Consider the following 24,119-nt stretch of genomic DNA (forward strand, 5'->3'; position numbering starts at 1 on the left):
CAAGGTTAGCCTAACCTATCCTCATGACCGAGGAGATCTCTCTGCGCGGGGCGGAGCTATGCCTCAGCTACCACGGAACCACCGTGGTCGAGGACGGCCGCATCGCGCTGCGGCCCGGCCGCGTCACCGCGCTGGTGGGGCCGAACGGCAGCGGCAAGTCCACGCTGCTGCGCGCTCTGGCCCGCCTGCACCGCCCTGACCGCGGCACGGTGACGCTGGCCGACGGCGCCTCCGCGCTCGACCTGTCGGCCCGCGACTTCGCGCGGCGCGTGACGCTCCTGGCGCAGAGCCGCCCCACTCCCGGCGGCGTGCAGGTCCGCGACGTCGTCGGGTACGGCCGCCACCCCTACAGGGGGCGCTGGAGAGCCGGCGACCCCGGCGGCGCCAAGGCCGTCCGCCGGGCGATGGAGCTGACCGGCGTGACGACGATGGCCGGACGTCCCGTCGACGAGCTGTCCGGCGGCGAACTGCAGCGCGTGTGGCTGGCCACCTGCCTCGCGCAGGACACCGGCGTGCTGCTGCTCGACGAGCCCACCACGTTCCTCGACCTGCGCTACCAGGTCGAGCTGCTGGAACTCGTCCGCGACCTGGCCGACGAGCACGGCGTGGCGATAGGCGTCGTGCTGCACGACCTCAACCAGGCCGCCGAGATCGCCGACCACGTCGTGCTCCTGAGGGAGGGCCGGGTCCTCGCCGACGGCCCGCCCGCGCAGGTCCTCACCGAGGACCGGCTCAGCGACACGTACGGCATCCGCATCGAGGTCAGCCACGACCCCAGGACGGGGACCGTGATCACCCGGCCGATCGGCCGGCACACCCGAGACGTCCCCGCCACGACATGACAGGAAGCACCATGACCTCACTGCGCAGCGCGTTGACGGCGCTCGCCGCCATCGTGACCCTCGGCGCCTGCGGCACCACCGAGGCCCCCGTCTCCGAGCAGGCCCCCTCCCCCGGCGGCTCGACCGCCGCCGGCGTGACCGTCACCGACGACCGCGGCAAGCAGGTCACCCTCGACCGCCCGGCGACCAGGGTCGTCAGCCTGGAGTGGGGCGAGACCGAGATGCTGGCCTCCCTCGGCGTCATGCCCGTGGGCGTGGCCGACGTGAAGGGCTACGCCACCTGGAACACCTCCATCAAGCTCGACGCCTCGGTCAAGGACGTCGGCAGCCGGCAGGAGCCCAGCGTCGACTCCATCAGCGCGCTCCAGCCCGACCTCGTCGTCATGGAAGCCGAACGCGACACGGCACTGGTGAGCCAGCTGGAGAAGTTCGTGCCCGTGCTGGCGTTCAAGGGCAGCGACGCCAAGGACAACCTCAAGCGCATGCGCGACGACCTCGACAGGATCGCCGCCGCCGTCGGCAGAACCGCCGAGGCCGGCAAGCTCATGGCCGACTTCGACGCCGCGATGACCGCGGGAAGGGAGAAGATCGCCGCCGCCGGCGCCGCGGGCAAGCCCTTCGTCATGGCCGACGGGTGGAAGCAGGGCAGCACGATCTCGATCCGCCCCTTCGGCGAAGGCTCGCTCGTCTCCCAGGTCGCCATCCGCCTCGGGCTGAAGAACGCCTGGACCGGCAAGGTCGACGAGGTGTGGGGGCTCGGCGCCACCGACGTCGAGGGCCTGTCCGCGCTCAAGGACCCGGACATCCGCTTCTTCTACAACGCCTCCGACGGCGTCGACGTGTTCGCCGACGGCCTGGAGGACAACGCCATCTGGAAGTCGTTGCCGTTCGTGGCCAAGGGGCAGGTCACCAAGCTGCCCGACGGCATCTGGACCTTCGGCGGGCCGCTGTCGTGCCGGCAGTACGCCGAGGCGCTGGTGAAGGCGTACGCGGGTTGAGCGTCCCCGTCCTGACTCCGGCGCCCCCGGCCACGCCCCTGGGGCGGCTGGGGGCCGCCGGGGTCTTCCTGATCGCCGTGGCCGCCACCGTCCTGGTGGCGGCCGTGCACGTGACGCAGGGCACCTCGTCGGTGGGCGCGCTCGACCTCCTTGCCCTGCTCTTCGACGGAGCCTCCGGCGGCAGCGAGGAGGCCGCCCGTGTCCTGCTCGCCTCGCGGCTGCCCCGGCTGCTGGCAGGCGTCACCGTCGGCTGCGCGCTGGGCGTGGCCGGCTCGCTGCTGCAGTCGATCGCCCGCAACCCGATGGCCTCGCCGGACACCCTGGCCGTCAGCTCCGGCGCGCACCTCACCATCGTCACGGCCGCCGCGTTCGGCCTGACACTGCCCCTGCCGGTGTCCGGCGGCCTCGCCCTGTTCGGCGGGCTGGCCGCGGCCGCCCTGGTGATGGCCATGTCGGCGGGCGGGCGCAGCGGCACGACCCGGCTGATCCTGGCCGGCTCCGCCACGGCGATGGCGTTGCACTCGCTCACCAACCTCGTGATGATCCTCTTCGAGGAGGAGACCACCGGGTTGTACGCCTGGGGCAGCGGCTCTCTCGTGCAGGGCGACCTGCGCGCCGTCACCCAGTTCGGCCCTGTGATCGCGGTGGCGATGGCGGCGGCGATCCTGGCCGGGCCGCGGCTGGACATCCTCGGGCTCGGCGACGACACGGCCTCGGTGCTGGGCGTGCACGTACGGCGCCTGCGGTTGTGGCTGACGCTGCTGGCCATCGTGCTGGCGGCCGCGGCAGTGACCGTGGCCGGGCCGATCGGTTTCGTCGGCCTCTGCGCCCCCGTGATCGTCCGGCTGCTGCCGAGGTCCATCCCCGGGCTGCACCGGCACAGGTCCCTGCTCCCCCTTTCGGGGGTGGCCGGCGTGCTCATCGTGCTCGGCTCCGACATCGCGCTGCGTGCCGTGATGGGTGCGCAGGCCGGGGTGGAAGTGCCGCCGGGGGTCGTGACCACGCTGCTCGGCGCGGGCGCGATGGTGTGGCTGGCGCGCCGCTACCGGGACGCCGGGCCGACGCGCCGCCCGCCGGCCGCGCGCATCGGCTCCACCCGGTCGCGCGCGGCCTTCCTGGCCGTGGCCGGCACGTTGGCGGCGCTGCTGGCCGGGGCGCTGGTCCTCGGCCTGCTGGCCGGTGACCGGTGGCTGCTGACCGGTGACGTGCTCAACTGGCTGCAGGGCCGTACGAGCCGGGGCCTGACGTTCGTGCTCGACCAGCGTTACCCGCGTGTCCTGGCCGCCGTGCTGGCGGGGGCGGCCCTGGCCGTGGCGGGCACCGCCGTGCAGGCGGTGTGCCGCAATCCGCTCGCCGAGCCGGGCGTGCTGGGCGTCACGGCAGGGGCGGGCGTCGGCGCGATCTCACTGCTGACCATGGCCCCGGTGGCCGGTATCTGGGCCATGACCGGCGCGGCGGGCGCCGGCGCGCTGACCGCGTTCGGCCTGGTCTACGGGCTGGCCTGGCGCGGCGGCCTGAGCAGCGACCGACTCGTCCTCATCGGCATCGCCGTGCAGTACGCCTGTACGAGCCTCACCGTGCTGATCATCGTCAAGGCCGACCCGTGGAACACCGCCCTGGCCCTGACCTGGCTGTCCGGCTCCACGTACGGCCGCGTGCCGGCGCAGCTGATCCCGGTCGCGCTGGCTCTGCTGCTGGCCGTGCCGCTGCTGGCCTGGCTGCGCCGGGACCTCGACCTGCTCTCCCTCGACGAGGACAGCCCGCGCATCCTGGGCGTGTCCCTGGAGCCGGTGCGGCTGACCGCGCTCGCCGCCGCCGTGCTGCTCACCGCCACGGCGGTGTCGGCGGTCGGGGTGGTCGCCTTCGTCGGCCTGGTGGCCCCGCACGCCGCACGCGCCATGGTGGGCGCGCGCACCGCCAGGGTCCTGCCGGTGGCGGCGCTGCTCGGCGCGCTGCTGGTGAGCCTGGCCGACACACTGGGGCGTACGGTCATCGCCCCCGCGCAGGTGCCGGCTGGGCTCGTGACGGCGCTGATCGGCACGCCGTACTTCGTCTATCTCCTGTGGCGGGCCCGCGCCCACGCGGACGGATCATCGTGACGGCCTCGCCGGACGTCCGGGCGCCGCGACCGCGAGGGTGAGGTCGGCGGCGTGGTGGCAGGCCGCCGGCCGCCGCTCGCCGTACGCCCGCAGTTCGGGCTCGGCGGTGCGGCACGCCCCGGACCGGACGTGGGCGCACCTGGTGTGGAAGCGGCGTCCGGGCGGCGGCCTCGACCACCGACAGGTCGTGCGAGATGAACCTCCTCGTCGTGGGAGCGCCGCCCGTGGACCCGTCACCGGAACACGCCGACAGTGTCGCGGTGACGAGGAACACGCCGCCGCCGAGCCTGATCAGGTCGCGGCGGCTGAGTCCGGGAAGGTCGATCCGATCGGTCATGTCGAGGCTCCAAGGGCCGAGGGGGAGCAGGTGGCGTAGTAACCGGTTACTCGACAAGTTGCGCTGAACGTTAGGAGCCTTTTACACGATCGTCAGGACCCGATTTTCGAGGTTCGTGGCCGGCTGTGGCCGGGTTCGGCCTGGGAGTTCACCGTTCAGTTCCAGCGATTTGTTAGCAGGCCGTTACTCCGCGGCCACCCGGGCCATTGACGTACAACGGGACGGCTGCTTATCGTCAGGGCGGTCTTGATGTAACCCATTACTATGGAGGTGTCATGCGCGGTGACCATGCTCGCGAGCACTGGGTCGACGTCGCCGACGGACTGCTCGACGCGGTGACTCCCTACGCCACGCCTGGTCACGCGCAATACCGGCTGCCCGGCCGCACCAGCAGGTCGGGGCCCGAGTCCGACGGGCTCGAAGGGTTCGCGCGCACCTTTCTGCTCGCCGCGTTCCGCCTCGCCGGCGACCCGGCCGCCGCGCCCGCGGCCCTGCTGGAGCGCTACGCCGAGGGGCTCCGGCACGGCACCGACCCCGGCCACGAGTTCGCCTGGCTGCCCATCGCCGACGGCCACCAGACCATCGTCGAGGCCGCCTCCGTCGCGATCGCGCTGCACGAGACCCGGCCGATGCTCTTCGACCGGCTCGACCCCGGGGTCCAGGAGCGGGTGGTCGCCTGGCTGGGCGGCATCGTCGGCAAACACGCGTGGCCGTGCAATTGGGTGCTGTTCAAGGTGATCGTCGAGCAGTTCCTCGCCGGGGTCGGCGGTCCGTACGACCAGGACGAGATCGACCGGCACCTCGCCGACGTGGAACGCTGGTACGTCGGCGACGGCTGGTACACCGACGGCGCCGGCCAGAACTACGACTATTACTGCGGCTGGGCGATCCACCTCTACACACTGTTGTGGACCAGGATGTCGGGCGCCGACGCGACGGTCCACCGGGAACGGCTGCGCACGTTCCTCGACGGCTACCGGCACCTGTTCGCCCCCGACGGCGCCCCCATGCACCAGGGACGCTCGCTCACCTACCGGATGGCGAGCCTGGCCCCCCTCTGGCTCGGCACGCTCTTCGACGCCTCCCCGATCGAGCCGGGCGCCACCCGCCTGATGGCGGGCCGTACCCTCGACCACTTCGCCGCCCACGGCGTGCCCGACGAGCGGGGCCTGCTCAGCCTGGGCTGGCACCGCCCCTTCCTGCCCGTGACCCAGAACTACTCGGGACCGGCCTCCCCCTACTGGGCGAGCAAGGGTTTCCTGGGATTGCTGCTCGGCCCCGGCCACCCGGTGTGGGGCGCTCCTGCGGCCGAACCCGACGCCGGAGATCTCAGCCTGGCCCTCCCCGCGCCCGGCTGGCTGCTGCACCGGAGCGAGGGCGTCACCCGCCTGGTCAACCATGGCAGCGACGGCAACGATCCCGACACCGCCAGGGACGACCCCCACTACGCCAAGCTCGGCTACTCGACGCACACCGCGCCGGAGACCGGCCCCGGCGGCCGGGCCGAGAACATCGACAACCACCTCACCGTGCTGCTGCCCGACGGGCGGGCCACCCGCCGCCGCCGCATCGAGCGCATCGGCGTCGCCGACGGCTTCGCCGCCTCCCGCTACGCCGACGGGGAGGTGGTCGTGGAGACAGCGTCCGTGCTCGACGGCCCGTGGGAGGTCCGCGTGCACCGGGTGAGCGCCCCCGCGGGCAGCGTGGTCCGCGACGGCGGGCACGCCGTCGCCTCCGGCGAGCCGTGCGAGGTCACACCGGGCGGGCTCACCGCCTCGGTGACCGCCGCGGCCGGGAAGGAACTGGTCAGCGAGATCGCCGGGCTGCACGGCTGGCACACCGCCGCCGCCGCGCTCCGCCACGACGAGAACGCGTTCGGCACCTGCTCCGCGACCCCCTACCTCGTCGGCGTCCACCCGGGCGGCCGCGTGTCGATCTTCGTCTCGGCGGTGCGGCTGGGGCGGTCCCCGAACGCCGAGGGCCCGCAGATCTCGGTGCACGGCGAGCAGGTCTCGTGGAATGATTCCGGCGGCTCGCGGGTGGAAGTCCGGCTCGGACGCGAGCCCCACTACCGCCGGCATGGATCCGTGGGAGAACGCGTTGTCTGGACCGGCTAGACGTGTCACCATCCGCGACGTCGCCGCGCACGCGGGCGTCTCGGTGGCGACCGTCTCGCGCGCACTGGCCGGTGACTATCCGGTGCACCCGAGCACCAGGCGCAAGGTGCTGCGCGCGGTACGCGAGCTGGACTACGTGCCCAACGCGCAGGCCAGGGCGCTGTCCGTGGCCTCGCCCGGCGCGGTGGCCATCGTCATCCACTCGGTCGACTCGCCCTACTACGCCCTCATCGCCCAGGGGGTGGAGGAGCAGGCCGCCGCCGAGGGCCGCCTGTCCCTCATCTGCACCACGGGCAGCGACCCCGAACGTGAGCTGGCCTTCGTCCAGACCATGCGCGAGCAGCGGGCCGAGGCGGTGATCCTGGTGGGCGGCGTGGTGCTCGACGACGACTACCGAGAACGCATGTCGCGCTACGCGCACGGGCTGGCGGCCTCCGGCTCCCGTCTGGTGTTGTGCGGCCGGCCCCCGCTCGGTGACGGGGTGCCGGCCTTCACGGTCGACTTCGACAACACCGGCGGAGCCCGCGCGATCACCGCGCACCTGCTGTCCGCCGGGCACCGCCGCATCCTCTACCTGGGGATCCGCCCCGGCAACAGCACGTCGAACACCAGGGTCGCCGGTCATCGCGCGGCCCTCGCCGATCACGGGGTCACCGCGGACCCCGCGCTGGAGATGTGCTGCGACTTCGACCGGCGCAGCGGCTACGTGACGATGAAGCGGCGCCTGACCGAGGGACCGCGCGACTTCACCGCGGTCTTCGCCGCCACCGACCTCATCGCGGCCGGGGCCGTCAGGGCACTGCGCGAGCACGGGCTGCGCGTCCCCGATGACGTCTCGATCGTCGGCTACGACGACGTGCCCCCCGCCGAGGACATCGGGCTGACCACCGTTCACCTGCCGCACACCGAACTGGGCCGGGCCGCCGTACGCCTCGCGTTGTCGGGCAAGGATCCGCTGGCCGAACCGCCGATCACGCTCGGCACCCACACCGTGGTCAGGTGCTCGGTGAAGCCGCTGGGCAGCGGACGCTGAAGGGCGGGCGCATGCCCGCCCGCGTGGCGGTAAGACTTGTCTCATGGCAGACACGGCAGCTCCCTCAGGACGGGGCCTTCTCGCGGCCGCCGCGGGCTGCGCGCTGGCCGTACCGGTGGCCGTCTGGTGGCTGGTGGGCGACCTCAGCGCGGAGGTGCCGCCCGGCACGACCCTCGACCATCTGATCAGCCCGCCCGGCTTCGGCCCGTGGGCCGAGCGCGCCGTCGGCGTGGGCGCGCTGGTGGTGGCGGGCGTGACGGCGGCCCTGCTGGTGCGGGCGTCGCGGCGGCGCCGGTTCGACCGCCGGTGGTGGGCGGCGCTGATCCCGGTGCTGCTTGCGGGCGCCGTCGTGGGAGCCGGGTGGCGGGTCGTGACGGCGGGCACGGTCGGGGCCAACATCGGCGCCGGGCTGACGATCATGCTGGGCGGCGCGCTCGTGGTCCTGCTCCTGCTGTGGGCCGCCGGCTGGTCGGCGCGGCTGCTGCTGGCCCGGCGCACCGTCCGCTGACCGCACAGCTGACAGAACCGCGCCGCATTGTAAAGATCAATGCTGCGCGAAGCCTGCCCGGAAGTTTGGGCAAGATCTGCTTCGGATTTTCCCGGAATCGCGCGTCATCGTAAGGACATCAGGCGAACCCTGCCATCTCCCCGGGCCTCTGGAGCAGGTTTTCATGGTCAGACGTTCAATCGCCCTCGTCACCCCCGCCGTCGTCCTGCTGTTCACCTTATTCGGATTCGCGCTGCCGGCCCACGCGGTGACGCTGGAGCAGAAACTCGCCGCTCTCTCCTCGTTCAGCCAGCCCACCACCACGAGCGCCAACGCGTGGCGCAACGCGTGGGAGAACCAGTCCGCATGGGCCGACTACGCCTTCGACTGGTCCACCGACCTCTGTTCGAGCAGCCCCGACCAGCCGCTCGGCTTCGATTTCCGCATGTCGTGCAGACGGCACGACTTCGGTTACCGCAATTACAAGGACGTCAACCAATTCCCGGCCAACAAACCACGCATAGACGACGCCTTCCACTTCGATATGCGTCAGGTGTGCGCGCGTTACTCGGGAGTGTCCAAGGCCACCTGTGACGGGCTCGCCTGGACCTACTACCAGGCGGTCAAGGAATTCGGCAACCTGGTCGTCACCGACGAGCAGATCCAGAAAGTCAAGCGCGAGGCCGAACGGTCCGCCGCGCAGCGGTAAGCAGCGAAGGAGACTCCAGGTCACGGGCGTGACCTGGAGTCTTTCGTGTACGCCGGCCGACGGCAGGCAGCGCGGACGGATCTCCCTCTCTCTCGGCCATCCGGTGGACCGCCGCCACAAGGCTGGGGCAGGCTCGGTCCGGATCACCTACCAAGATCGAGGAGATAGTCATGCGGAGCGCACCGCCTGCTCTCGTGTCGGCCGTCGCGCTGGCGGCGAGCCTGGTCATCGTCGCTCCGGCGGAGGCCGCCGCGTCACGTCCGTGCCCGCTCATCTTCGGGCACGGCGGCTACCCGACCGGTGCCCGAGGCTCCGACACCTGGAACAGGGACCTGGTGCGCCAGCCCAACAACCCGGCCGCGATCCGCGCGTTCAAGTCCTGGGGAGCCTCGGGCGTTGAGGCGGATCTGCAGCTGACCAGGGACGGCACGAAGGCCGTGATGTGGCACAACACGTCGACCTGGGGGTTGAGCGGACGCAAGGCGAACGTCGGCCAGTTGTGGTGGGCCGCAGGCTCGGACAGGCTCAAGGGGCGCACGATCACCCGCGGCGCCTTCAAGGGCGAGACGGTCCACACCTTCCGCGGCTGGCTCGCCGCCATGCGCGCGAGCAGGATGATCGGCCTGGTCGAGATCAAACCGGAGGCACGGCAGTCTCTGCTCAGCCGGTCGGCCGCCATCCGGACGCGTGCCTGGCGCGAAGTCCTGGACCCGGTCAGGGAGACCTACCGTTCGCAGGAGGTGATCCTCTACTCACATGACTCGGCCGTGTCCGCCGAACTCGGGCGGCGCGTGCGCGCAGCGGGGATGGCGCGTGTGCTGACCGGACGGCCGATCTGGCCGGACGTCACCAAATGGGAGGAGCCGCCGCCGTCATGGCGCCAGAACGTCGGCGCTTGGAAACGTGCTCTGGACGGCGGCGCAGGCCGGATCGCCACCGATTACACGCCGCACCTCAGAAAGTGGCTGACGGGCAAATGCGGACGGGCGTCGAGCGCCGGTGACCGGGTGCGTTGAGCCGGCCGGATCGAAACCACAGCTGGATGGGGGGACCGTACGGTGGCACGCGGGAGGCACCGCGGATACGACCGAGAACCGAAAAACCCCGGGCCACACAAGTGACCTGAGGTTTCCTTCTGGTGCGCCGCCAGGGACTCGAACCCCGGACCCGCTGATTAAGAGTCACTAGGATTTGTGTCAGGCCATGCCCCAATGTGCCTCCTTGTACCGCTCCGTTCCTTTTCGTCGTTCGCGAAATGCCCAAAAATGTCACCGCGTGTTCATGGGTGCCGATGGCCGAAGAGTAACCACCGAGCAACCGGCGGGCGAATTACGCGGCCTTGAACATTGGCCCGCCGCTGGCAATGGACCCGTCTGCCCACTTGCGAACCTCGTAATCCCCTCTACTGGCTGCCGCAGATTTCGACATAAACAGCACGGCCGGACTTGCCGATGAGGATGAAATCCCCCCTATGGTGGCCTCGTGATCAGCGAGGTCCCCATCAGCTACTTTCGATTATCCGGTCTGACGGTCGCCACGCCCATGACCCGACCACGGCCATGAGGCGGTTTGGTTCATGCCTGCATGGTGGGGTACCTCTCGGCAAGACCCTCACCGATCAAGACCTATCTGGCGCTTGGGGAACGCCGTTCTTGAGGCTCTGTGGGGTTGACGCTCCATCGAGCGTGCCACTGAGTTAAACAGCTTGACTCACTCGATCATCAGGTTTGTCCCGCCAGCGCTGCCCTATTTGTGGGGCTGGTGCCCGGCCGACATCGACTCCGTCCAAGTCGGTTACATCGAGCATGGCCTGGAATAGATACATAGCGCGAACAAATTTAAGTATAGAAAGAATGACCACGGCCTCAAAAAGCCAGCGCGCCGCGCTTACGCCGCCGCTCTTGCTTCCATCTAGCGCCATGGCCAATAGGCACATGAACGCAGACAGGCCTGGGACGATAAGCGTGCCCAACCACTGGCGGCGGAGAACAGGGCCCACGCTCTTCTTGATCGTGCGAGCACGATTGCCAGACGCGCTCGCGTAGTGGGCGATGGCGGCAGCCGAGGCGGAGAAGATGATCGCGATGACGGCGCCGCCGATTCCGTACAAGTCCCGTCGATCGTCTTGCGGGATCCAACCGATGATGTCGCCGTGACCAAGGACCAGAACGAGCGCGAGGTGGGGACCAACGAGACAGGCCGTGGCCAGTAGATCCACCGTGGGGTGTTCGAGGATCAGGTCGGCGAGCCGGGATTCCCGCGACATGCGTGCCTCCTCGTATGTCTCCCTTGACCTTAGTCTCAGGTCGCGTCGACGGATAGACGCAGTTCGCGATCATGCTGAACTCCTACGTCCATGATGGCAGCCACGGCCGACGAATTTCGGATGGACTGGCCGCTGTCATCCAGGCTAGGGATGGTCCGCTTAGCAGTGATGCGCTCCTGCATGAGGTTCACATCCTCGGCGTGGGCATCTTCGCCGTTGTCCCAGTAGGTGAGCCTTGCCTTGGCCTTCTCGGTCACGTCGCTATGGGCGGCGAGTTCCATGACGTCGTCAAGCAGTTCGTGCTGAGCGCGCCGGTGAGCCTTGTCGGCAGCGACCTCTACCGTGATGGTGACCTTGATGTCTCCATACTCCTCACGCAAGGTCCTCATGGTTCGGCCTAGCCGGTTGCCTGACTCGGCCATCACAGCTGCCCTGCTTGTGCCCACTCGCAACTCCATCATGCGAGCGCCGTTAGCCTTCCTGATCTTCTCCATGGCGCTGCTGTTGACGATCGCCCGAACCTTGATCTCCCGGTCCAGCAGAGACAGGCCGTTGATCCACTCCTCTAGGGCTGAACACCCTGGGGCTGAGGTCGAGCCGCGGATCATGCCGACAACGTTGCCGAAGGAGAGGAAGCAAACGACGGATGTCTCCAGCAGCCCCTGGTTCTCGGCGGAGGTGAACTGCTCGATCGAACCGTCCTCAAAGTTGATACGTTCCACCCATTCGGTCTCGTCCTTGACCTTGCCCAAGAGCAGGTGATCTTGTTCGTTGTACGTGATCACGTGACCAACCAGCGTGCGCAGCTTGCCCAGGTGGGTCCTTTCCTTGATGGAGGCGTGGAAGACCTTACCCAAGATCTGAGGCCAGTCGATCTGTTCGATCCTCTGATTCTCCTTGTCGACGATCTCGAAGAACGCCACTGTGCGTTCCTTATCACGTCTGATCGTCACGGCAGTGCCACCCGCCTATCTAGGGGTCGAAGCAGAGGATTGTGCTGACTATCCCACAACTGCGGTGACAGAACCTCACGATCTGCCCGACTTGGGCCCCCGGCAGCATCAGCTATTTGAGAAGCCCGTTGCTTGATCAGAGTGCGTAGTGCGTCGAGACGTCGACACTCCCCTTAGATCAGGTACTCATCGGCCAAGGAGGGCAGATGGAGCGGCAGAGGAAGTGTTGAGGCGATGTCGGTGTGAAGGGCGGCCCGGCGAAGCGCTTGGGTGTACGTCGCCCAGGCCCAGTGGTCGTCTCCGGGCTGGAGGAAGGCCGTAACGATCTCGATGGGGTTGGGGTTGCTGCCTTGTTTGAGGGCATTCCTGGTCTGGTCAGGATCGAGCTTAGTGACCGTTAGAGGGGTCTGCATCTGGTCTGATCTGGGGTTCACGGCGTAGAAGACGTGGTCGTTGAAGGGGTACACGCCACTGGTCCGGCCGTACGCTTCTTCCTTGACGCCGAGCCCTCGCGGGACCTCTTCCTGAGCGTCACGTTCGCGGATGCGGATGACGCGAAGGCCGGGGCATTTCGCGGGCAGGAGATGCTCAACGCCGTCTTCCGCGGGGTCGCGGCCGGGTAGTACAAGACTGAACCTATTTCAGGCTCCGCATCGAGTGCCCTGGTCACAGCATGATCGCAAGTCCGAGGTTAGCCCCATGACGCAGCAGAGCTCCTGGTAGATGGGTTGATCACCACAACCACGCCCATCACAACCAGGAGCTCTGGGTGCTGTTCTATCGTGCCGCCGTCGATTTGTCGCATCAGCGCCTGAACTACGTCGCCGGGGTGATCCGGCGCCACCGTAAGTCCATGAGGTCGATCTGGCGGCGGCTCAACCCTGGCCGACAGGCCCTGCTGGTGCTGGTCTACCTGCGTAAGGGCGAGACCTACGCCGAACTCGCGGCTGGCTTCGGGGTGTCGGCGGCAACCGCATGGCGGTACGTGGAAGAGACGGTGGCGCTGTTGTCAGCCCGCTCGCCCAAGCTCGTCCAGGCGCTGCGCAAGGCCAAGCGGGACGGGCTGCACTACCTGGTGCTGGACGGCACGCTAATCCATACCGACCGGATCGCCGCTGACCGGCCGTACTTCTCCGGCAAGCACCGTGTGCACGGGATGAACGTGCAGGTCATCGCCTCACCAGATGGGACGATCCTGTGGACCTCGGGCGCCCTGCCCGGCAAGGCCCACGATCTGACCGCTGCCCGCATCTGGGGCATCCTGCGCGCACTGGAGCAGGCGGGGATCATCACCCTGGCGGACAAGGCGTATCAGGGAGCCGAAGGCCCGGTCCGCACCCCGTACAAGGGCAAGCACAAGCCCGAATCCCAGAAACACGCCAACCGCGCCCACGCCAGGCTCCGCGGCCCCGGCGAACGCGCAAACGCCCAGCTCAAAGGCTGGAGAATCTTGCGCAAGCTACGCTGCAGCCCGTCCAAGGCCGGCCACCTCTGCAAGGCCATCGCCGTCCTTCAAAACCATCGCGTCACCCAAGCCGGGTGAGCCTGAAATAGGTTCACTGTTGGGGGTGAGGTGCTGGTCTTGGAGCCAGTCCCAGCCACGGGTGCGGAAGGTGCTGGTCCGGATGAAGACGGCACGGTCGTGGGTGGCCTGGTCGATGCCGAGTGCCGCGATGAGGAACTCGGCGATTCGGATCCGGAAGTTGCCGTCCTTCGGCCGGGGCAGCCTTCCCTGGCCGGCGGTCAAGGCGAGAGGCAGGTCAGCGTAGGGCAGTTCCTCGGTACCGTCGCTGGTGGCGAGTTGGGCGGTCGCAGTGCCGTCGCTGGTGATGCGGACGACGATGGGAATGTCGGCGCCGTTGTGGGTCTCGAGCCAGATGCCGATCAGTTCGAAGTCACCCGTGATTCCAGGCGGGGCAGGGAGCACGCCCACGCGCCCCAGGGATCGTAGAGCGTCCTGAACCGCTGCGGTGGCGCGGTGAATGTCGCCCAGCGTGAACTGCGTCCCGGGGAGAGTCTTCTTAACCACCTTGGCATCGGGCTTCGGCACATAGTGGTTGATGGGATGGATGCACTGCAGGCGCCGGTTCAACGGCGGAAACACCTGCTTCAGGACACTATAAGGATCATCCTTGAACCTATTTCAGGCTCCGCATCGAGTGCCCTGGTCACAGCATGATCGCAAGTCCGAGGTTAGCCCCATGACGCAGCAGAGCTCCTGGTAGATGGGTTGATCACCACAACCACGCCCATCACAACCAGGAGCTCTGGGTGCTGTTCTATCGTGCCGCCGTCGATTTGTCGCATCAGCGCCTGAACTACGTCGCCGGGGTGATCCGGCGCCACCGTAAGTCCATGAGGTCGATCTGGCGGCGGCTCAACCCTGGCCGACAGGCCCTGCTGGTGCTGGTCTACCTGCGTAAGGGCGAGACCTACGCCGAACTCGCGGCTGGCTTCGGGGTGTCGGCGGCAACCGCATGGCGGTACGTGGAAGAGACGGTGGCGCTGTTGTCAGCCCGCTCGCCCAAGCTCGTCCAGGCGCTGCGCAAGGCCAAGCGGGACGGGCTGCACTACCTGGTGCTGGACGGCACGCTAATCCATACCGACCGGATCGCCGCTGACCGGCCGTACTTCTCCGGCAAGCACCGTGTGCACGGGATGAACGTGCAGGTCATCGCCTCACCAGATGGGACGATCCTGTGGACCTCGGGCGCCCTGCCCGGCAAGGCCCACGATCTGACCGCTGCCCGCATCTGGGGCATCCTGCGCGCACTGGAGCAGGCGGGGATCATCACCCTGGCGGACAAGGCGTATCAGGGAGCCGAAGGCCCGGTCCGCACCCCGTACAAGGGCAAGCACAAGCCCGAATCCCAGAAACACGCCAACCGCGCCCACGCCAGGCTCCGCGGCCCCGGCGAACGCGCAAACGCCCAGCTCAAAGGCTGGAGAATCTTGCGCAAGCTACGCTGCAGCCCGTCCAAGGCCGGCCACCTCTGCAAGGCCATCGCCGTCCTTCAAAACCATCGCGTCACCCAAGCCGGGTGAGCCTGAAATAGGTTCCTTGTTGATCGCCTCGAAGTAGGCCGGGGTTCGGATTTCGACGATGGCAGCACGACGATCGATACTTCTGCCAATCACTTGTTCGATGTGTTTGATCCGGCGGGCCGCCTGGGTTCCCTGTCTCTCGCCTTTAGCTGGCCGGGGGATGCCTGCGGCCATGTCGCGCTGGTGACGAAGTTCCACCGTGAGGTTGCACGGGCCGTTGAAGGCGCGGGTCTCGATGACCTCACCGTCATCTGCGGTCCGGGTAGTTGGAGTTGTTTCGTTGTAGCCGAGACCCTGCGTGATCGCGGCAAGGATGGCCTGCCGGGTAACTGGCGACTCAGTCCACAACTCGAGTGTGTAGGACGCATGGGTGTCCGCGTCGGGACGGAAGAGGCGAGGCACGGCGGTCTTGGCTTCTTGAAGGTCGGGCACCGCCACGATTCCCAGTGGCTCCAAGATCTTCCCCATGCTGACGTGAAGGTCATAGTGGTCGATCGGCAAAAAGCCGGTCTTGGCCGCGTGCAGCACTGACTTCGCTGTCTTGTCGTCAGCATCTTCATCACTCGGGGCGCTGAGCTTGGTGCCGGTGGAGTAGAGGGCGTAGGCGGACACCGGCTGGTTGACGTAGGCCGCCGGGGCGATGACGACGTCGTGTGGGTCGGGGAAGGCATGGTGGGTGAGGTTGGCCAGAGCGTGCGCGAGTCCAGGGTTCCAGGCCCACCGATAGCCATCATCGAAGCGGCGTCGCCCGATGCTGGCGCTCACGAGGGTGGGCTGCTCGGCCGCCCGCAGGTAACCGCTGCCTGCGAGGAGCCAGAGCGTCATGCTTGGCGACCCGCCTCCTCTCGCGGGCACGTATCGAACGGGTTGCAGGGGGAAGCGGACAGTGCTGAGCTCGGCATGGACACGGGCTCGGCCGTGAGTCGGCACGGTCTCCACATGAAAGTCGATCTTTGGTGCCCACAGGCCGGCTCCGAGCTTGGGGTCGTCGAGGCGCTCGGGCGGCCACCAGATGGCAGAACGGTGACCGGAGTTGTCTACTGGGCCGAGGATGAACGAGCGGTGTTCTCCACGGATCTGCATCCCGGCGGCTGCGACGAGGCCAGCGAGGTAGCCAGGCAGCATCCGAAAGACGGCCGGGTCCGGTTTGGCGGTGCCATTCGGGTGGGTCCGGCTTGCGAGAAGGTCCAGTTCGGTTGGCTGCCAGTCGAGTTCTTCGTCATCGAGCAGGTCGAACCAGTCCAGGTCCGGCCGCGCGGACGTGACGCGTGTCGAGGCCCAGACGGCGACGGCGGTGCGGATGACCTGCCGGTCGACGCGAGCGTGGCTGATGAGCCAGTACTCGTCGTCGACGTTGCTGGCCACGTGGATGATGTTGGGGTCGAGGGTGTTCAGGAGTTCGACGAGAGACCAGGTGGGCAGTTTGCGGTCATCCCCATAGGGGGCCTGGCTTTTGATCCGACGCAGCCACAGCCTCGGGAACCTTGCTGTCAGACACGTTACTGGCAGCGACGCTCCGGGCGTGATCTCATAAGCGATGAGTCGGAGATGGTCGTAACGCGGCATCAGTGCCCCATGTCTCGGTTGCGGAACAGGTCACCAAGCAGGCCCCAGACGGCCTCGGCGATGGCATGGTCGCGGATATCTTCCACGGACGCGCTGTTTGCGGGCTCTTTGAGCAGCCGGGACAGATGTTGGTCGGCCGCCACGATCAGGCTGGTGCGGGGCGTGTCTGGTGCCCGCTCGTCCGGATCGGCATGTCGAGGAGCGAAGGCCGCGTCGGTAAGGATTACGTGCGTGGGCTGGTGGCCGCGGATGCTGCGTCCGATGGTTTGGCCCATCGGGACGAGAGCGTTGGCGACAAAGGCGGGCCGCTCGGTCCGGTCGTCAAGGCGGCGGAAGAACACCGGGCGGCTCATCAGGTTGTACCAGTCGGCGCGCGCCTTGTTGCCCAGCTTCTTGGCCGCTTCCGCGATCGAGGATAGGGGCGTCGTGGACGAGCCGCCGGCGGGGTCCATGAGGTAGGCCATGGCACGCTGATTGATGAGGGAGAGCGGAAACTTGGGGTCGGTGGGCGGCGGGTGAATACGCGCCAAGTAGAACACCGCGCCGAGGGCAGCAGTGCGATTGGCGTTGAGTATGTTGTAGCCGCGTTGGATCGCCATCTCCGCAGCGACAAGAATGTCATCTCCGGACTCTGGAAATTTGGTGATCATGCGGCGGTGGAGGCCGTACTGGCCGGGATCGTTGGCGTCTGGGGTCACGTTGCGGGCGCGGTAGGGAGTTCTCAGGTTGATGTGCTCGGCCACCAACTTCGCTTCAGCTCCGCTGAGCACGACGAACAGGACCTGCTTGCGGTCGTCGTCAAGGTCAGCCCGTACTTGCTCCAGCAGGCTGACCACCGCTCCAGGCCGGGGCAGACAGATCCCGCTGACGAGCTGCCGGAGGGCGTCGTTGCGTTCCGTTCCCTGCCGCCCGGACACCGCGATGGGCTTCTTACCGTCCGGGCGCAGGCTCTTCCGGAACCACAGCTTGCTCTGTGCCAACGCGCGCCGGTCCTCCAGGGGCTCCCGCAGGACCGCCGATGGAGGAATCGGGATGTGGTAGAACGACGAGCCCGGCGCCCAACTGGTGGCCGAGGTGAGAATAACGTGCGGTCCCTGGATACCTTCGGGTTCCAAGACGTCATGCATGTGGTGCAGGAGCCACCGACCGACGCCGCGGATCCACAGGATCCTCAACGCGCCGGTGTTCCCCAGTCGGTTGGGCAGCCACTGCAGCGCAAGTAGGTTGCCCATGGGTGCTTCAGGGATCAGCGGCTGGTAATCGCGGGGAGGTTGCTGCCGCCAGAAAGTGTCCTCATCGTCCAGGGGCAGAGATTCGGCCACCGCCGGATAGAGCGTGGACATCTCGAAGAAAGAGGTGGTGATACGGCTAGCCCAGAACCCTGCTTGGAAGAGCATCGTAAGCATGGCAACGTTGGCACGGACATGAGCTTGTTGCCCCGGCGGTGCGTGTTCCATCAGCCAGTCATTGATCGCCTCGTCGATGGCGTCTTCGTTGGGGATGTCGGCCTGCAGAGCCGCGACCATTTGGGCGAGTTGCTCGGGGACTGCGGTCAGGATGCCTTCGGTGAAAATCTCCAGGTGTTGGCGGAAGAAGTCGTCGGCGGCGTCCTCGAGCGCGGCATTGTCATCCATGCGCTTCAGCGGCAGCCCATGCATCATTCGAGCGACCTGCAACAGCAGTGAGAATCCGGTGAACGGTGCCTTTCCTATCACCTCGTACAGGCCTTGGTCGTTCAGGACGAGTTCGTAGAGCTTGTCGATGGCGCGTTGGTGGATCCGGTCGTAGTCGTTGAACCGGATAACGTTGCGGTCCCGGAGTTGGAGCCGGCCAATCCGGTCGAAGCCGTTCACCTTGCTGATCGTGGTCCGGTCGGTCCAACCCTCGCCGGGGGCGACAAGGGTTTCGTACTGCACGAACCGGTCGTCGAGGTCCTGCTGTACGTTGTCCGCCTCGTCGATGATGATCAGGTCGCTGTGATGCTGACAGGCTTCGAGCCACCGCATCTTCCCCTCAGACGGCTCGGCCCGGCTGGCGACAAGACCGGGCGCGGTCGTCACCCACACCTGCGCGTGAGCGATGCGCCTCTCGGTCTCCTGATGGGGACAGACGGCTAGCAGCGGGCAATCGTGAATCTTGTTCTCGCCATCGGTGGAGCGCAGAGCGTTCCGGCAGGGAAAGTTCTCCGGCGAGAGTGGCGCCCACTCGGGATGGTTTGTCTCGCGCACTGGGTCGAGCAGGCAGATCGTGTTGACGAAGTCAGCCGCGGGATCATCGTCAGTGGGGAAGACACTGGGCGAGGTTGCCAGCGTCGACCGCCAGTACCGTGCGGCGTGTTCAGTGCGGCTGTTCTTACCGACCAGCGGCACGGCGTCGATCCCGACGCTGCGCAGGAACGACACTTTGGCATAGACATCGGTGACCGACCCGACTACCAGGGTGACGTGGTAACCCTTTCTGACTCGGTCCCCGGTCATCAGGTCGGCTAGCGTGGACTTGCCGCTGTTCATCAGTCCGACGATGTGCTCGACCCCGTCGATGTCGAAGGTCTCGGGCATCTCGATGAGTTTGCCTGTCTCGTCGTCGACAGCGCAGAAGACGATCTTGTCGAGGCGGTCGACCCAGTTCCGGTTCGTGATCTCAGGCTTGCCCGCGAGCGCGCTATCGAAGCGCACGGCAACTGGTGCCAGATCCTCCTCGAAAATGATTCGCCAAGCGTCGCGCTCCCGATCCTGCCGTAGCGTCAGGGCGGGAGGAGGCGGCAGTACCTTGATGTCCTTCGGGATGCGAACGCGTTCCTCGACCTTGTCGCGCCTCAAGAAGGTGTAGAGCTTGCCCGGCTCAGCCTGAGGTCGCACGGGTTCGAGGGCGTAGGACACCGGATCGGTCAGCGCCGCCTCGTAGTAGTCGAATCGCTGGGGGCACACCGACGAGCGATGTGGAACGAAACCGGTCTGATCGTTGATCTTCCGGGTCGCGTCATCCGTACGGGTGAAACCACGGACCTCGACAGGCAGTCGCCGGTAGTGATCGAGGGACAGTCGCCAGTAACCCCGCCGGCCCATGTCGCCCATCCGGTGCCTGAGCCTGCGCACCACTGGTTGGAGCTCCGGCTCCACGATCACGTAGCCGGACAGGATCGGCCACAGCGCACCAATCGGTTCGCCTTCGAAGTGGCGGTGCAAGAAGTGCAGGCCGAGTTCGAGCGCGACCAGGTCACGTGCCGACAGGCGCCCCACCGGGAGGACATCGCTGTCCTTCAGCTCGTTCACCAGCTCCTGGCACCACGAGGAATGATCCCTCATTGCTTCACTACCTCCTCAGCCCTGGCGACAACACCGGCGACAAAAGCGTCCTCGCTAACGACGGAGACACCGGACACCCTCCCCTGCAACTCGGCCCGCAGGTCGGCGACATATCCTGGTTGGTCAGCACGATGTTTCGGCAATACCAGGAAGCGCCTGTCGCATGGCGGGTCGGGTCGCCACGTGAATCCAAGCCCCAAAAGACCCGGACTCACCTGGTCCTTGGCGTCCGCACCCCACACCTCGACCACGTCGCGTCCGGACAGGAACGACACCCGGATGTCGTAGGCGTCCAGGCCCGGCCAGGCCTCGACGCTGATCGTTCTCTCCGCCGACATCTCGGCGAGACGGTCCAGGACTCTGGCCTCGACCAGTCCGGGATCGTGGAAAAATCTCCTGGTCGCGCGGTGCTGAACGTAGTAGCCGCCCACTGTGTCAATGACGAGATCAGTTGTGCGTCCAGTGCAGCCCGTGGTGCCGCAGCCGTCGGTGCCCCGCTGCGTAGGGTTACCGCATACGTCGCAGACATCGATCTTCACCTGTCCTTGGGAAGCCCGATGCACGTAAGCCGCCTGGATGAAACGCTGTATCATCGGCTGTCCGTTGCGCCCACGCTTGGGAAATCGGCCGGTGAGCCGGCGTACTTTGGCTTCGGTCAGGATTGGGTTGTCAATGAGGAGCCGACGTAGTTCGCAGTAATGGGTTTGGACTTCGGCCTCGTCTTTCGCGTTCAATTCCGCGACGAGCATGAGCTCCCGGAACACCAGGTTCTCAACCAGTTCGGCTTCGACATCACGGATCGACAGCCGCGCTGCCTGCTCTGCCATCGGCGTCAGTTCGTCGCCGTCCAGCAAGCTCTCCTCGATGTCGGCTACCGATAGGCGTAGAGCGATCGGCCACTCCCTGAACGGCCTTCGGCACAGCTCGAAAAGCTTGAGATCGTTTTGCGGCGGGATCTCTCCCGCGGTATGGAATCGCCACCACAATCGCGTCATCCCCGATCGCCACGGCACTGAACCTATTTCAGGCTCCGCATCGAGTGCCCTGGTCACAGCATGATCGCAAGTCCGAGGTTAGCCCCATGACGCAGCAGAGCTCCTGGTAGATGGGTTGATCACCACAACCACGCCCATCACAACCAGGAGCTCTGGGTGCTGTTCTATCGTGCCGCCGTCGATTTGTCGCATCAGCGCCTGAACTACGTCGCCGGGGTGATCCGGCGCCACCGTAAGTCCATGAGGTCGATCTGGCGGCGGCTCAACCCTGGCCGACAGGCCCTGCTGGTGCTGGTCTACCTGCGTAAGGGCGAGACCTACGCCGAACTCGCGGCTGGCTTCGGGGTGTCGGCGGCAACCGCATGGCGGTACGTGGAAGAGACGGTGGCGCTGTTGTCAGCCCGCTCGCCCAAGCTCGTCCAGGCGCTGCGCAAGGCCAAGCGGGACGGGCTGCACTACCTGGTGCTGGACGGCACGCTAATCCATACCGACCGGATCGCCGCTGACCGGCCGTACTTCTCCGGCAAGCACCGTGTGCACGGGATGAACGTGCAGGTCATCGCCTCACCAGATGGGACGATCCTGTGGACCTCGGGCGCCCTGCCCGGCAAGGCCCACGATCTGACCGCTGCCCGCATCTGGGGCATCCTGCGCGCACTGGAGCAGGCGGGGATCATCACCCTGGCGGACAAGGCGTATCAGGGAGCCGAAGGCCCGGTCCGCACCCCGTACAAGGGCAAGCACAAGCCCGAATCCCAGAAACACGCCAACCGCGCCCACGCCAGGCTCCGCGGCCCCGGCGAACGCGCAAACGCCCAGCTCAAAGGCTGGAGAATCTTGCGCAAGCTACGCTGCAGCCCGTCCAAGGCCGGCCACCTCTGCAAGGCCATCGCCGTCCTTCAAAACCATCGCGTCACCCAAGCCGGGTGAGCCTGAAATAGGTTCACTGGCAGCAATCCCTGCTCCGCCGACGTGCGGGTCAGGTACTCGCCTGCGTCCATTCGACGTCGATCGTCCCTAATCCTTGCGAGCCCTGCCGCCAACAGCATTACGGTGACGTAGTCACCGTCTTCCTCCCGGAACGACAGCCCCTCAGCCCAGCCAGCCGCATCCAATGCAGCCAACTGGACGTCGGCGTTCTTCGACCCTGACGGCGTCACCGCGACACCTCCGTCACGAAAAACATCAAATGGGACATTGCTCGATTGCCATGCGGAGGGGCACGACGGTTTGTGATTAGCAGTTCATCCATGGCTGTGAAACCTTGGTGGTGAGCCGCCTTCTTAGGCGGACGGTCCGAACTGGTCCAACCTGCCCTCGGACACCCGATGTCGCTCTCGGTGTGCCATCGGCTGGGCTGCGTGACCAAGGTACGCTCATCTGCAGACAATTTCTCAGGCGTCGGGGATCTAAGAGCTAGCGTCTTAGGGCTCGCAGCGCCCGTACGAGTTCCGGGCCCTGACCAAGCGGATCGCGGACCTGCTGCGCAAACGCCCGGAGCCACGCGGTATCTTCGGCGACCTGGTCTGGGCCTTCCTCAGCGAGGTACCGCGCAAGAACTCCTGGCAGTGTCGGTCCACATCGGCCATCCCAACATCAACCGGTTCGAGCACCTGCTGGCCGGCGCCAAAAGGGACGCCGACCTGTTGGGGGACGAGGTCCGTGGCTACGTGGTGGAGCATCGGGGGCGGCCCGACGCCACGACGATCCGTCATCAACCGGCGATCCCGTTTTCCGTGCCAGGTGTTGGTGAGATCGCTCGGACGCCTGCCGCGGCGTTAGCCGATTCCACGAGCTCTGGACTACCGAGCGGTCGAGTACCCTGCTCGGCCGCCTTGAGCTCGACCAGTTGGTTTTCCACGACCCTGAGTGTGTGAAACTTGCGCGCGGTCACCATGACCCGCCCCTCCATCGACCCGACCGTGTCGTTGTATGCCTTGACTGACCGGTCGAGGGACTTACCCAGGGTGTTCAGATGCCCGCCCATGACCGAAAGCCGCTCGTACAGTTCGCGGCCGAGTTCGTAGACCTGCTTGAGGTTGTCCTGTAGCGCCGCCTGTGTCCACGCGAACGCCACGGTGCGGAGCAGGGCGATGAGCGAGGTCGGCGTGGCGATCAGGACGTTCTTGGCGATCGCGTACTCGTGCAGGGTTGGTTCCTTCACCAGCGCCGGCTGGAGGAAGGCGTCGCTAGGCACGAAGAGCACGACGAACTCCGGCGAAGCGGCGACCTTCCGGAAGTACTCCTTGCTTCCGAGCGCATCTACGTGCTGGCGCAACTGCCGGGCGTGGTCGGCCCAGTGCCTGTCCGCGTCAGTCTCATCGACGGCCTCGATCGCGGACATGAATGCGGACATCGGAACCTTGGCGTCCACGACGACATGTTTGCCACCCGACAGGTGAATCACCATGTCAGGCCGGAGCGAACCCTCGTTGTCGGCGAAGTGCACCTGAGTGTCGAAGTCGCACCGCTCGACCAAGCCTGCCTGTTCCACGGCCCTCTTGAGATGCATCTCGCCCCAAGACCCGCGCACTTGCGGCTTCTTGAGCGCCTCGACGAGCGCCCGGGTTTCCTTCCTGGTCCGCTGTCCCTCCTCGGTCAGGGTGATCAGTCGCTGGTTCAGCGTGGCCTCGGCCGCGATGCGGGTGGTGGAGAACTCCTTGAGCTGCCGGTCCATCTCCGACAACTGATCATGGACCGGCTTGCTGGCCGCGTTCAGGGTCGTTTCGGCCATGGTCACCAGCTCGGCCTGGGACTTCTTCAGCATCTCGTTGGTCGCTGCGCGCAGCGTCTCCTCCAGGAGTCGATTGTTGTCCGAGCGGGTCTGATCGAGCTCTTGGCGGACAGCTTGCACTGTCGCGGCCTGCTCCAGCAGCGCCTGCTTCTGCATGACCAGCTCCGCCAGCTGCGTCTTCAGGTCCTGGATCTCCGAGCGAAGGACTGACTCCTTCGCCTTCAGCTCGGTGATTGAGAGCTCGGTCTCACGGAGACGACGACCGACTTCCGCTCCCCGCGTCTGCTCCGACTGAAGTTCCAGTTGCAGACGCTGTGCGTCAGCTTCCTCCCGCTTGAGGCTGCTCCGAGTCGCCTCCAACTCGGCGCTGAACCGACCGAGCTGCTCGTCCAGTGTCCTGCGCTCGGTCAGGGCGGTGGTGTGTGCCTGACTCAAATCGGCCAGTTGCCTCTGGGCCTTGTCTCGTTCGGCACGCAGCGCATTCGCCTGCTCGGCGGCCTGGGTTCGCTGTTCCTCGGCGAGCTTCAACGCAACACGTTCGTCCGCCGCGCGGCCACGGGCGATCAGATAGGCGATCATGGCGCTGACCAGCGTGAGCACGATCGCCAGCACGACAAGGTAGAAGGAGGTCAT

17 protein-coding genes and 2 pseudogenes are annotated in these 24,119 nt (G+C 66.8%); 11 read left to right on the forward strand and 8 right to left on the reverse strand.

The genetic code is table 11. The features are described from left to right. Nucleotides 1-23: 23 nt before the first annotated feature. From GUY59_RS12890 to GUY59_RS12925, 8 genes are all read left to right on the forward strand, one after another. A complete protein-coding gene (locus GUY59_RS12890) occupies nt 24-842 on the forward strand; it encodes an ABC transporter ATP-binding protein (RefSeq protein ID WP_138203157.1) in 819 nt (272 codons plus the stop codon). A gap of 11 nt (nt 843-853) precedes the next feature. Beyond that, nucleotides 854-1,840: an ABC transporter substrate-binding protein gene (locus GUY59_RS12895; protein WP_138203155.1), complete on the forward strand. Its 987-nt coding sequence runs from the start codon at nt 854-856 to the stop codon at nt 1,838-1,840. After that, complete coding sequence (locus GUY59_RS12900; RefSeq protein WP_138203152.1) at nt 1,837-3,939, forward strand: iron ABC transporter permease; 2,103 nt, start codon at nt 1,837-1,839, stop codon at nt 3,937-3,939. Before GUY59_RS12895 ends, GUY59_RS12900 begins: the two co-directional genes overlap by 4 nt. A gap of 612 nt (nt 3,940-4,551) precedes the next feature. Continuing rightward, the gene (locus tag GUY59_RS12905) at nt 4,552-6,393 is read left to right on the forward strand and encodes a DUF2264 domain-containing protein (protein ID WP_138203150.1); all 1,842 of its coding nucleotides are present in this window, start codon (nt 4,552-4,554) and stop codon (nt 6,391-6,393) included. Beyond that, nucleotides 6,377-7,426, forward strand: coding sequence for a LacI family DNA-binding transcriptional regulator (locus GUY59_RS12910; protein ID WP_201760801.1), 1,050 nt, complete (start codon nt 6,377-6,379; stop codon nt 7,424-7,426). The genes GUY59_RS12905 and GUY59_RS12910 overlap by 17 nt, the downstream gene beginning before the upstream one ends. Nucleotides 7,427-7,469: 43 nt before the next feature. After that, nucleotides 7,470-7,934: a hypothetical protein gene (locus GUY59_RS12915; RefSeq protein ID WP_138203146.1), complete on the forward strand. Its 465-nt coding sequence runs from the start codon at nt 7,470-7,472 to the stop codon at nt 7,932-7,934. A 163-nt stretch (nt 7,935-8,097) separates the two neighbouring features. Beyond that, nucleotides 8,098-8,622 carry a phospholipase gene (locus tag GUY59_RS12920; RefSeq protein ID WP_138203144.1) on the forward strand — a complete coding sequence of 175 codons (525 nt, stop codon included), beginning with the start codon at nt 8,098-8,100 and terminating at the stop codon, nt 8,620-8,622. Nucleotides 8,623-8,792: 170 nt separating this feature from the next. Beyond that, nucleotides 8,793-9,638, forward strand: coding sequence for a hypothetical protein (locus GUY59_RS12925; RefSeq protein WP_201760802.1), 846 nt, complete (start codon nt 8,793-8,795; stop codon nt 9,636-9,638). Between the two features lie 680 nt (nt 9,639-10,318). Here GUY59_RS12925 and GUY59_RS12930 read toward each other — a convergent pair. The 3 genes and pseudogenes from GUY59_RS12930 to GUY59_RS12940 form a co-directional block, all read right to left on the reverse strand. Continuing rightward, complete coding sequence (locus GUY59_RS12930) at nt 10,319-10,888, reverse strand: hypothetical protein (protein WP_138203142.1); 570 nt, start codon at nt 10,886-10,888, stop codon at nt 10,319-10,321. 35 nt (nt 10,889-10,923) lie between these two features. Next, complete coding sequence (locus GUY59_RS12935; protein WP_138203140.1) at nt 10,924-11,811, reverse strand: DUF6731 family protein; 888 nt, start codon at nt 11,809-11,811, stop codon at nt 10,924-10,926. A 203-nt stretch (nt 11,812-12,014) separates the two neighbouring features. Then, a pseudogene (locus tag GUY59_RS12940) lies at nt 12,015-12,443 on the reverse strand (RNaseH domain-containing protein); the annotation flags it as partial. Between the two features lie 167 nt (nt 12,444-12,610). Between GUY59_RS12940 and GUY59_RS12945 the strand changes: the two are divergent. After that, entirely contained in the window at nt 12,611-13,384 is a 774-nt protein-coding gene (locus GUY59_RS12945) for a transposase family protein (protein ID WP_161714519.1), read from the forward strand. Here the strand turns inward: GUY59_RS12945 and GUY59_RS12950 are convergent. Continuing rightward, nucleotides 13,301-13,963, reverse strand: a pseudogene (locus tag GUY59_RS12950) (hypothetical protein); the annotation flags it as partial. The gene GUY59_RS12945 and the pseudogene GUY59_RS12950 overlap by 84 nt on opposite strands. A 149-nt stretch (nt 13,964-14,112) precedes the next feature. Here GUY59_RS12950 and GUY59_RS12955 point away from each other — a divergent pair. After that, nucleotides 14,113-14,886 (forward strand): transposase family protein, encoded by a 774-nt coding sequence (locus tag GUY59_RS12955; protein WP_161714519.1) that lies wholly within the window; start codon nt 14,113-14,115, stop codon nt 14,884-14,886. Here GUY59_RS12955 and GUY59_RS12960 read toward each other — a convergent pair. The 3 genes from GUY59_RS12960 to GUY59_RS12970 are packed head-to-tail and all read right to left on the reverse strand — an operon-like array spanning nt 14,803 to nt 20,809. Beyond that, the gene (locus GUY59_RS12960; RefSeq protein WP_161714521.1) at nt 14,803-16,452 is read right to left on the reverse strand and encodes a pPIWI_RE module domain-containing protein; all 1,650 of its coding nucleotides are present in this window, start codon (nt 16,450-16,452) and stop codon (nt 14,803-14,805) included. The genes GUY59_RS12955 and GUY59_RS12960 overlap by 84 nt on opposite strands. Then, entirely contained in the window at nt 16,452-19,724 is a 3,273-nt protein-coding gene (locus GUY59_RS12965; RefSeq protein ID WP_138208549.1) for a hypothetical protein, read from the reverse strand. The genes GUY59_RS12960 and GUY59_RS12965 overlap by 1 nt, the downstream gene beginning before the upstream one ends. Before the next feature lie 29 nt (nt 19,725-19,753). Then, nucleotides 19,754-20,809: a restriction endonuclease-related protein gene (locus tag GUY59_RS12970; protein ID WP_138208548.1), complete on the reverse strand. Its 1,056-nt coding sequence runs from the start codon at nt 20,807-20,809 to the stop codon at nt 19,754-19,756. Between the two features lie 99 nt (nt 20,810-20,908). Between GUY59_RS12970 and GUY59_RS12975 the strand changes: the two genes are divergently transcribed. Further along, nucleotides 20,909-21,682: a transposase family protein gene (locus GUY59_RS12975; RefSeq protein ID WP_161714519.1), complete on the forward strand. Its 774-nt coding sequence runs from the start codon at nt 20,909-20,911 to the stop codon at nt 21,680-21,682. A gap of 784 nt (nt 21,683-22,466) precedes the next feature. Here the strand turns inward: GUY59_RS12975 and rmuC are convergent. Further along, nucleotides 22,467-24,119 carry a DNA recombination protein RmuC gene (rmuC, locus tag GUY59_RS12980; protein WP_138204158.1) on the reverse strand — a complete coding sequence of 551 codons (1,653 nt, stop codon included), beginning with the start codon at nt 24,117-24,119 and terminating at the stop codon, nt 22,467-22,469.

This window comes from Nonomuraea sp. K271 (genome assembly GCF_009908215.1).
In the GTDB taxonomy this organism is placed as follows: Bacteria; Actinomycetota; Actinomycetes; order Streptosporangiales; family Streptosporangiaceae; genus Nonomuraea; species Nonomuraea longispora.

Coding starts and splice junctions, on each gene's coding strand:
- GUY59_RS12890 (WP_138203157.1), top strand. CDS start 24: ATGACCGAGGAGATCTCTCTGCGCGGGGCGGAGCTATGCCTCAGCTAC.
- GUY59_RS12895 (WP_138203155.1), top strand. CDS start 854: ATGACCTCACTGCGCAGCGCGTTGACGGCGCTCGCCGCCATCGTGACC.
- GUY59_RS12905 (WP_138203150.1), top strand. CDS start 4,552: ATGCGCGGTGACCATGCTCGCGAGCACTGGGTCGACGTCGCCGACGGA.
- GUY59_RS12915 (WP_138203146.1), top strand. CDS start 7,470: ATGGCAGACACGGCAGCTCCCTCAGGACGGGGCCTTCTCGCGGCCGCC.
- GUY59_RS12920 (WP_138203144.1), top strand. CDS start 8,098: ATGGTCAGACGTTCAATCGCCCTCGTCACCCCCGCCGTCGTCCTGCTG.
- GUY59_RS12925 (WP_201760802.1), top strand. CDS start 8,793: ATGCGGAGCGCACCGCCTGCTCTCGTGTCGGCCGTCGCGCTGGCGGCG.
- GUY59_RS12930 (WP_138203142.1), bottom strand. CDS start 10,888: ATGTCGCGGGAATCCCGGCTCGCCGACCTGATCCTCGAACACCCCACG.
- GUY59_RS12960 (WP_161714521.1), bottom strand. CDS start 16,452: ATGCCGCGTTACGACCATCTCCGACTCATCGCTTATGAGATCACGCCC.
- rmuC (WP_138204158.1), bottom strand. CDS start 24,119: ATGACCTCCTTCTACCTTGTCGTGCTGGCGATCGTGCTCACGCTGGTC.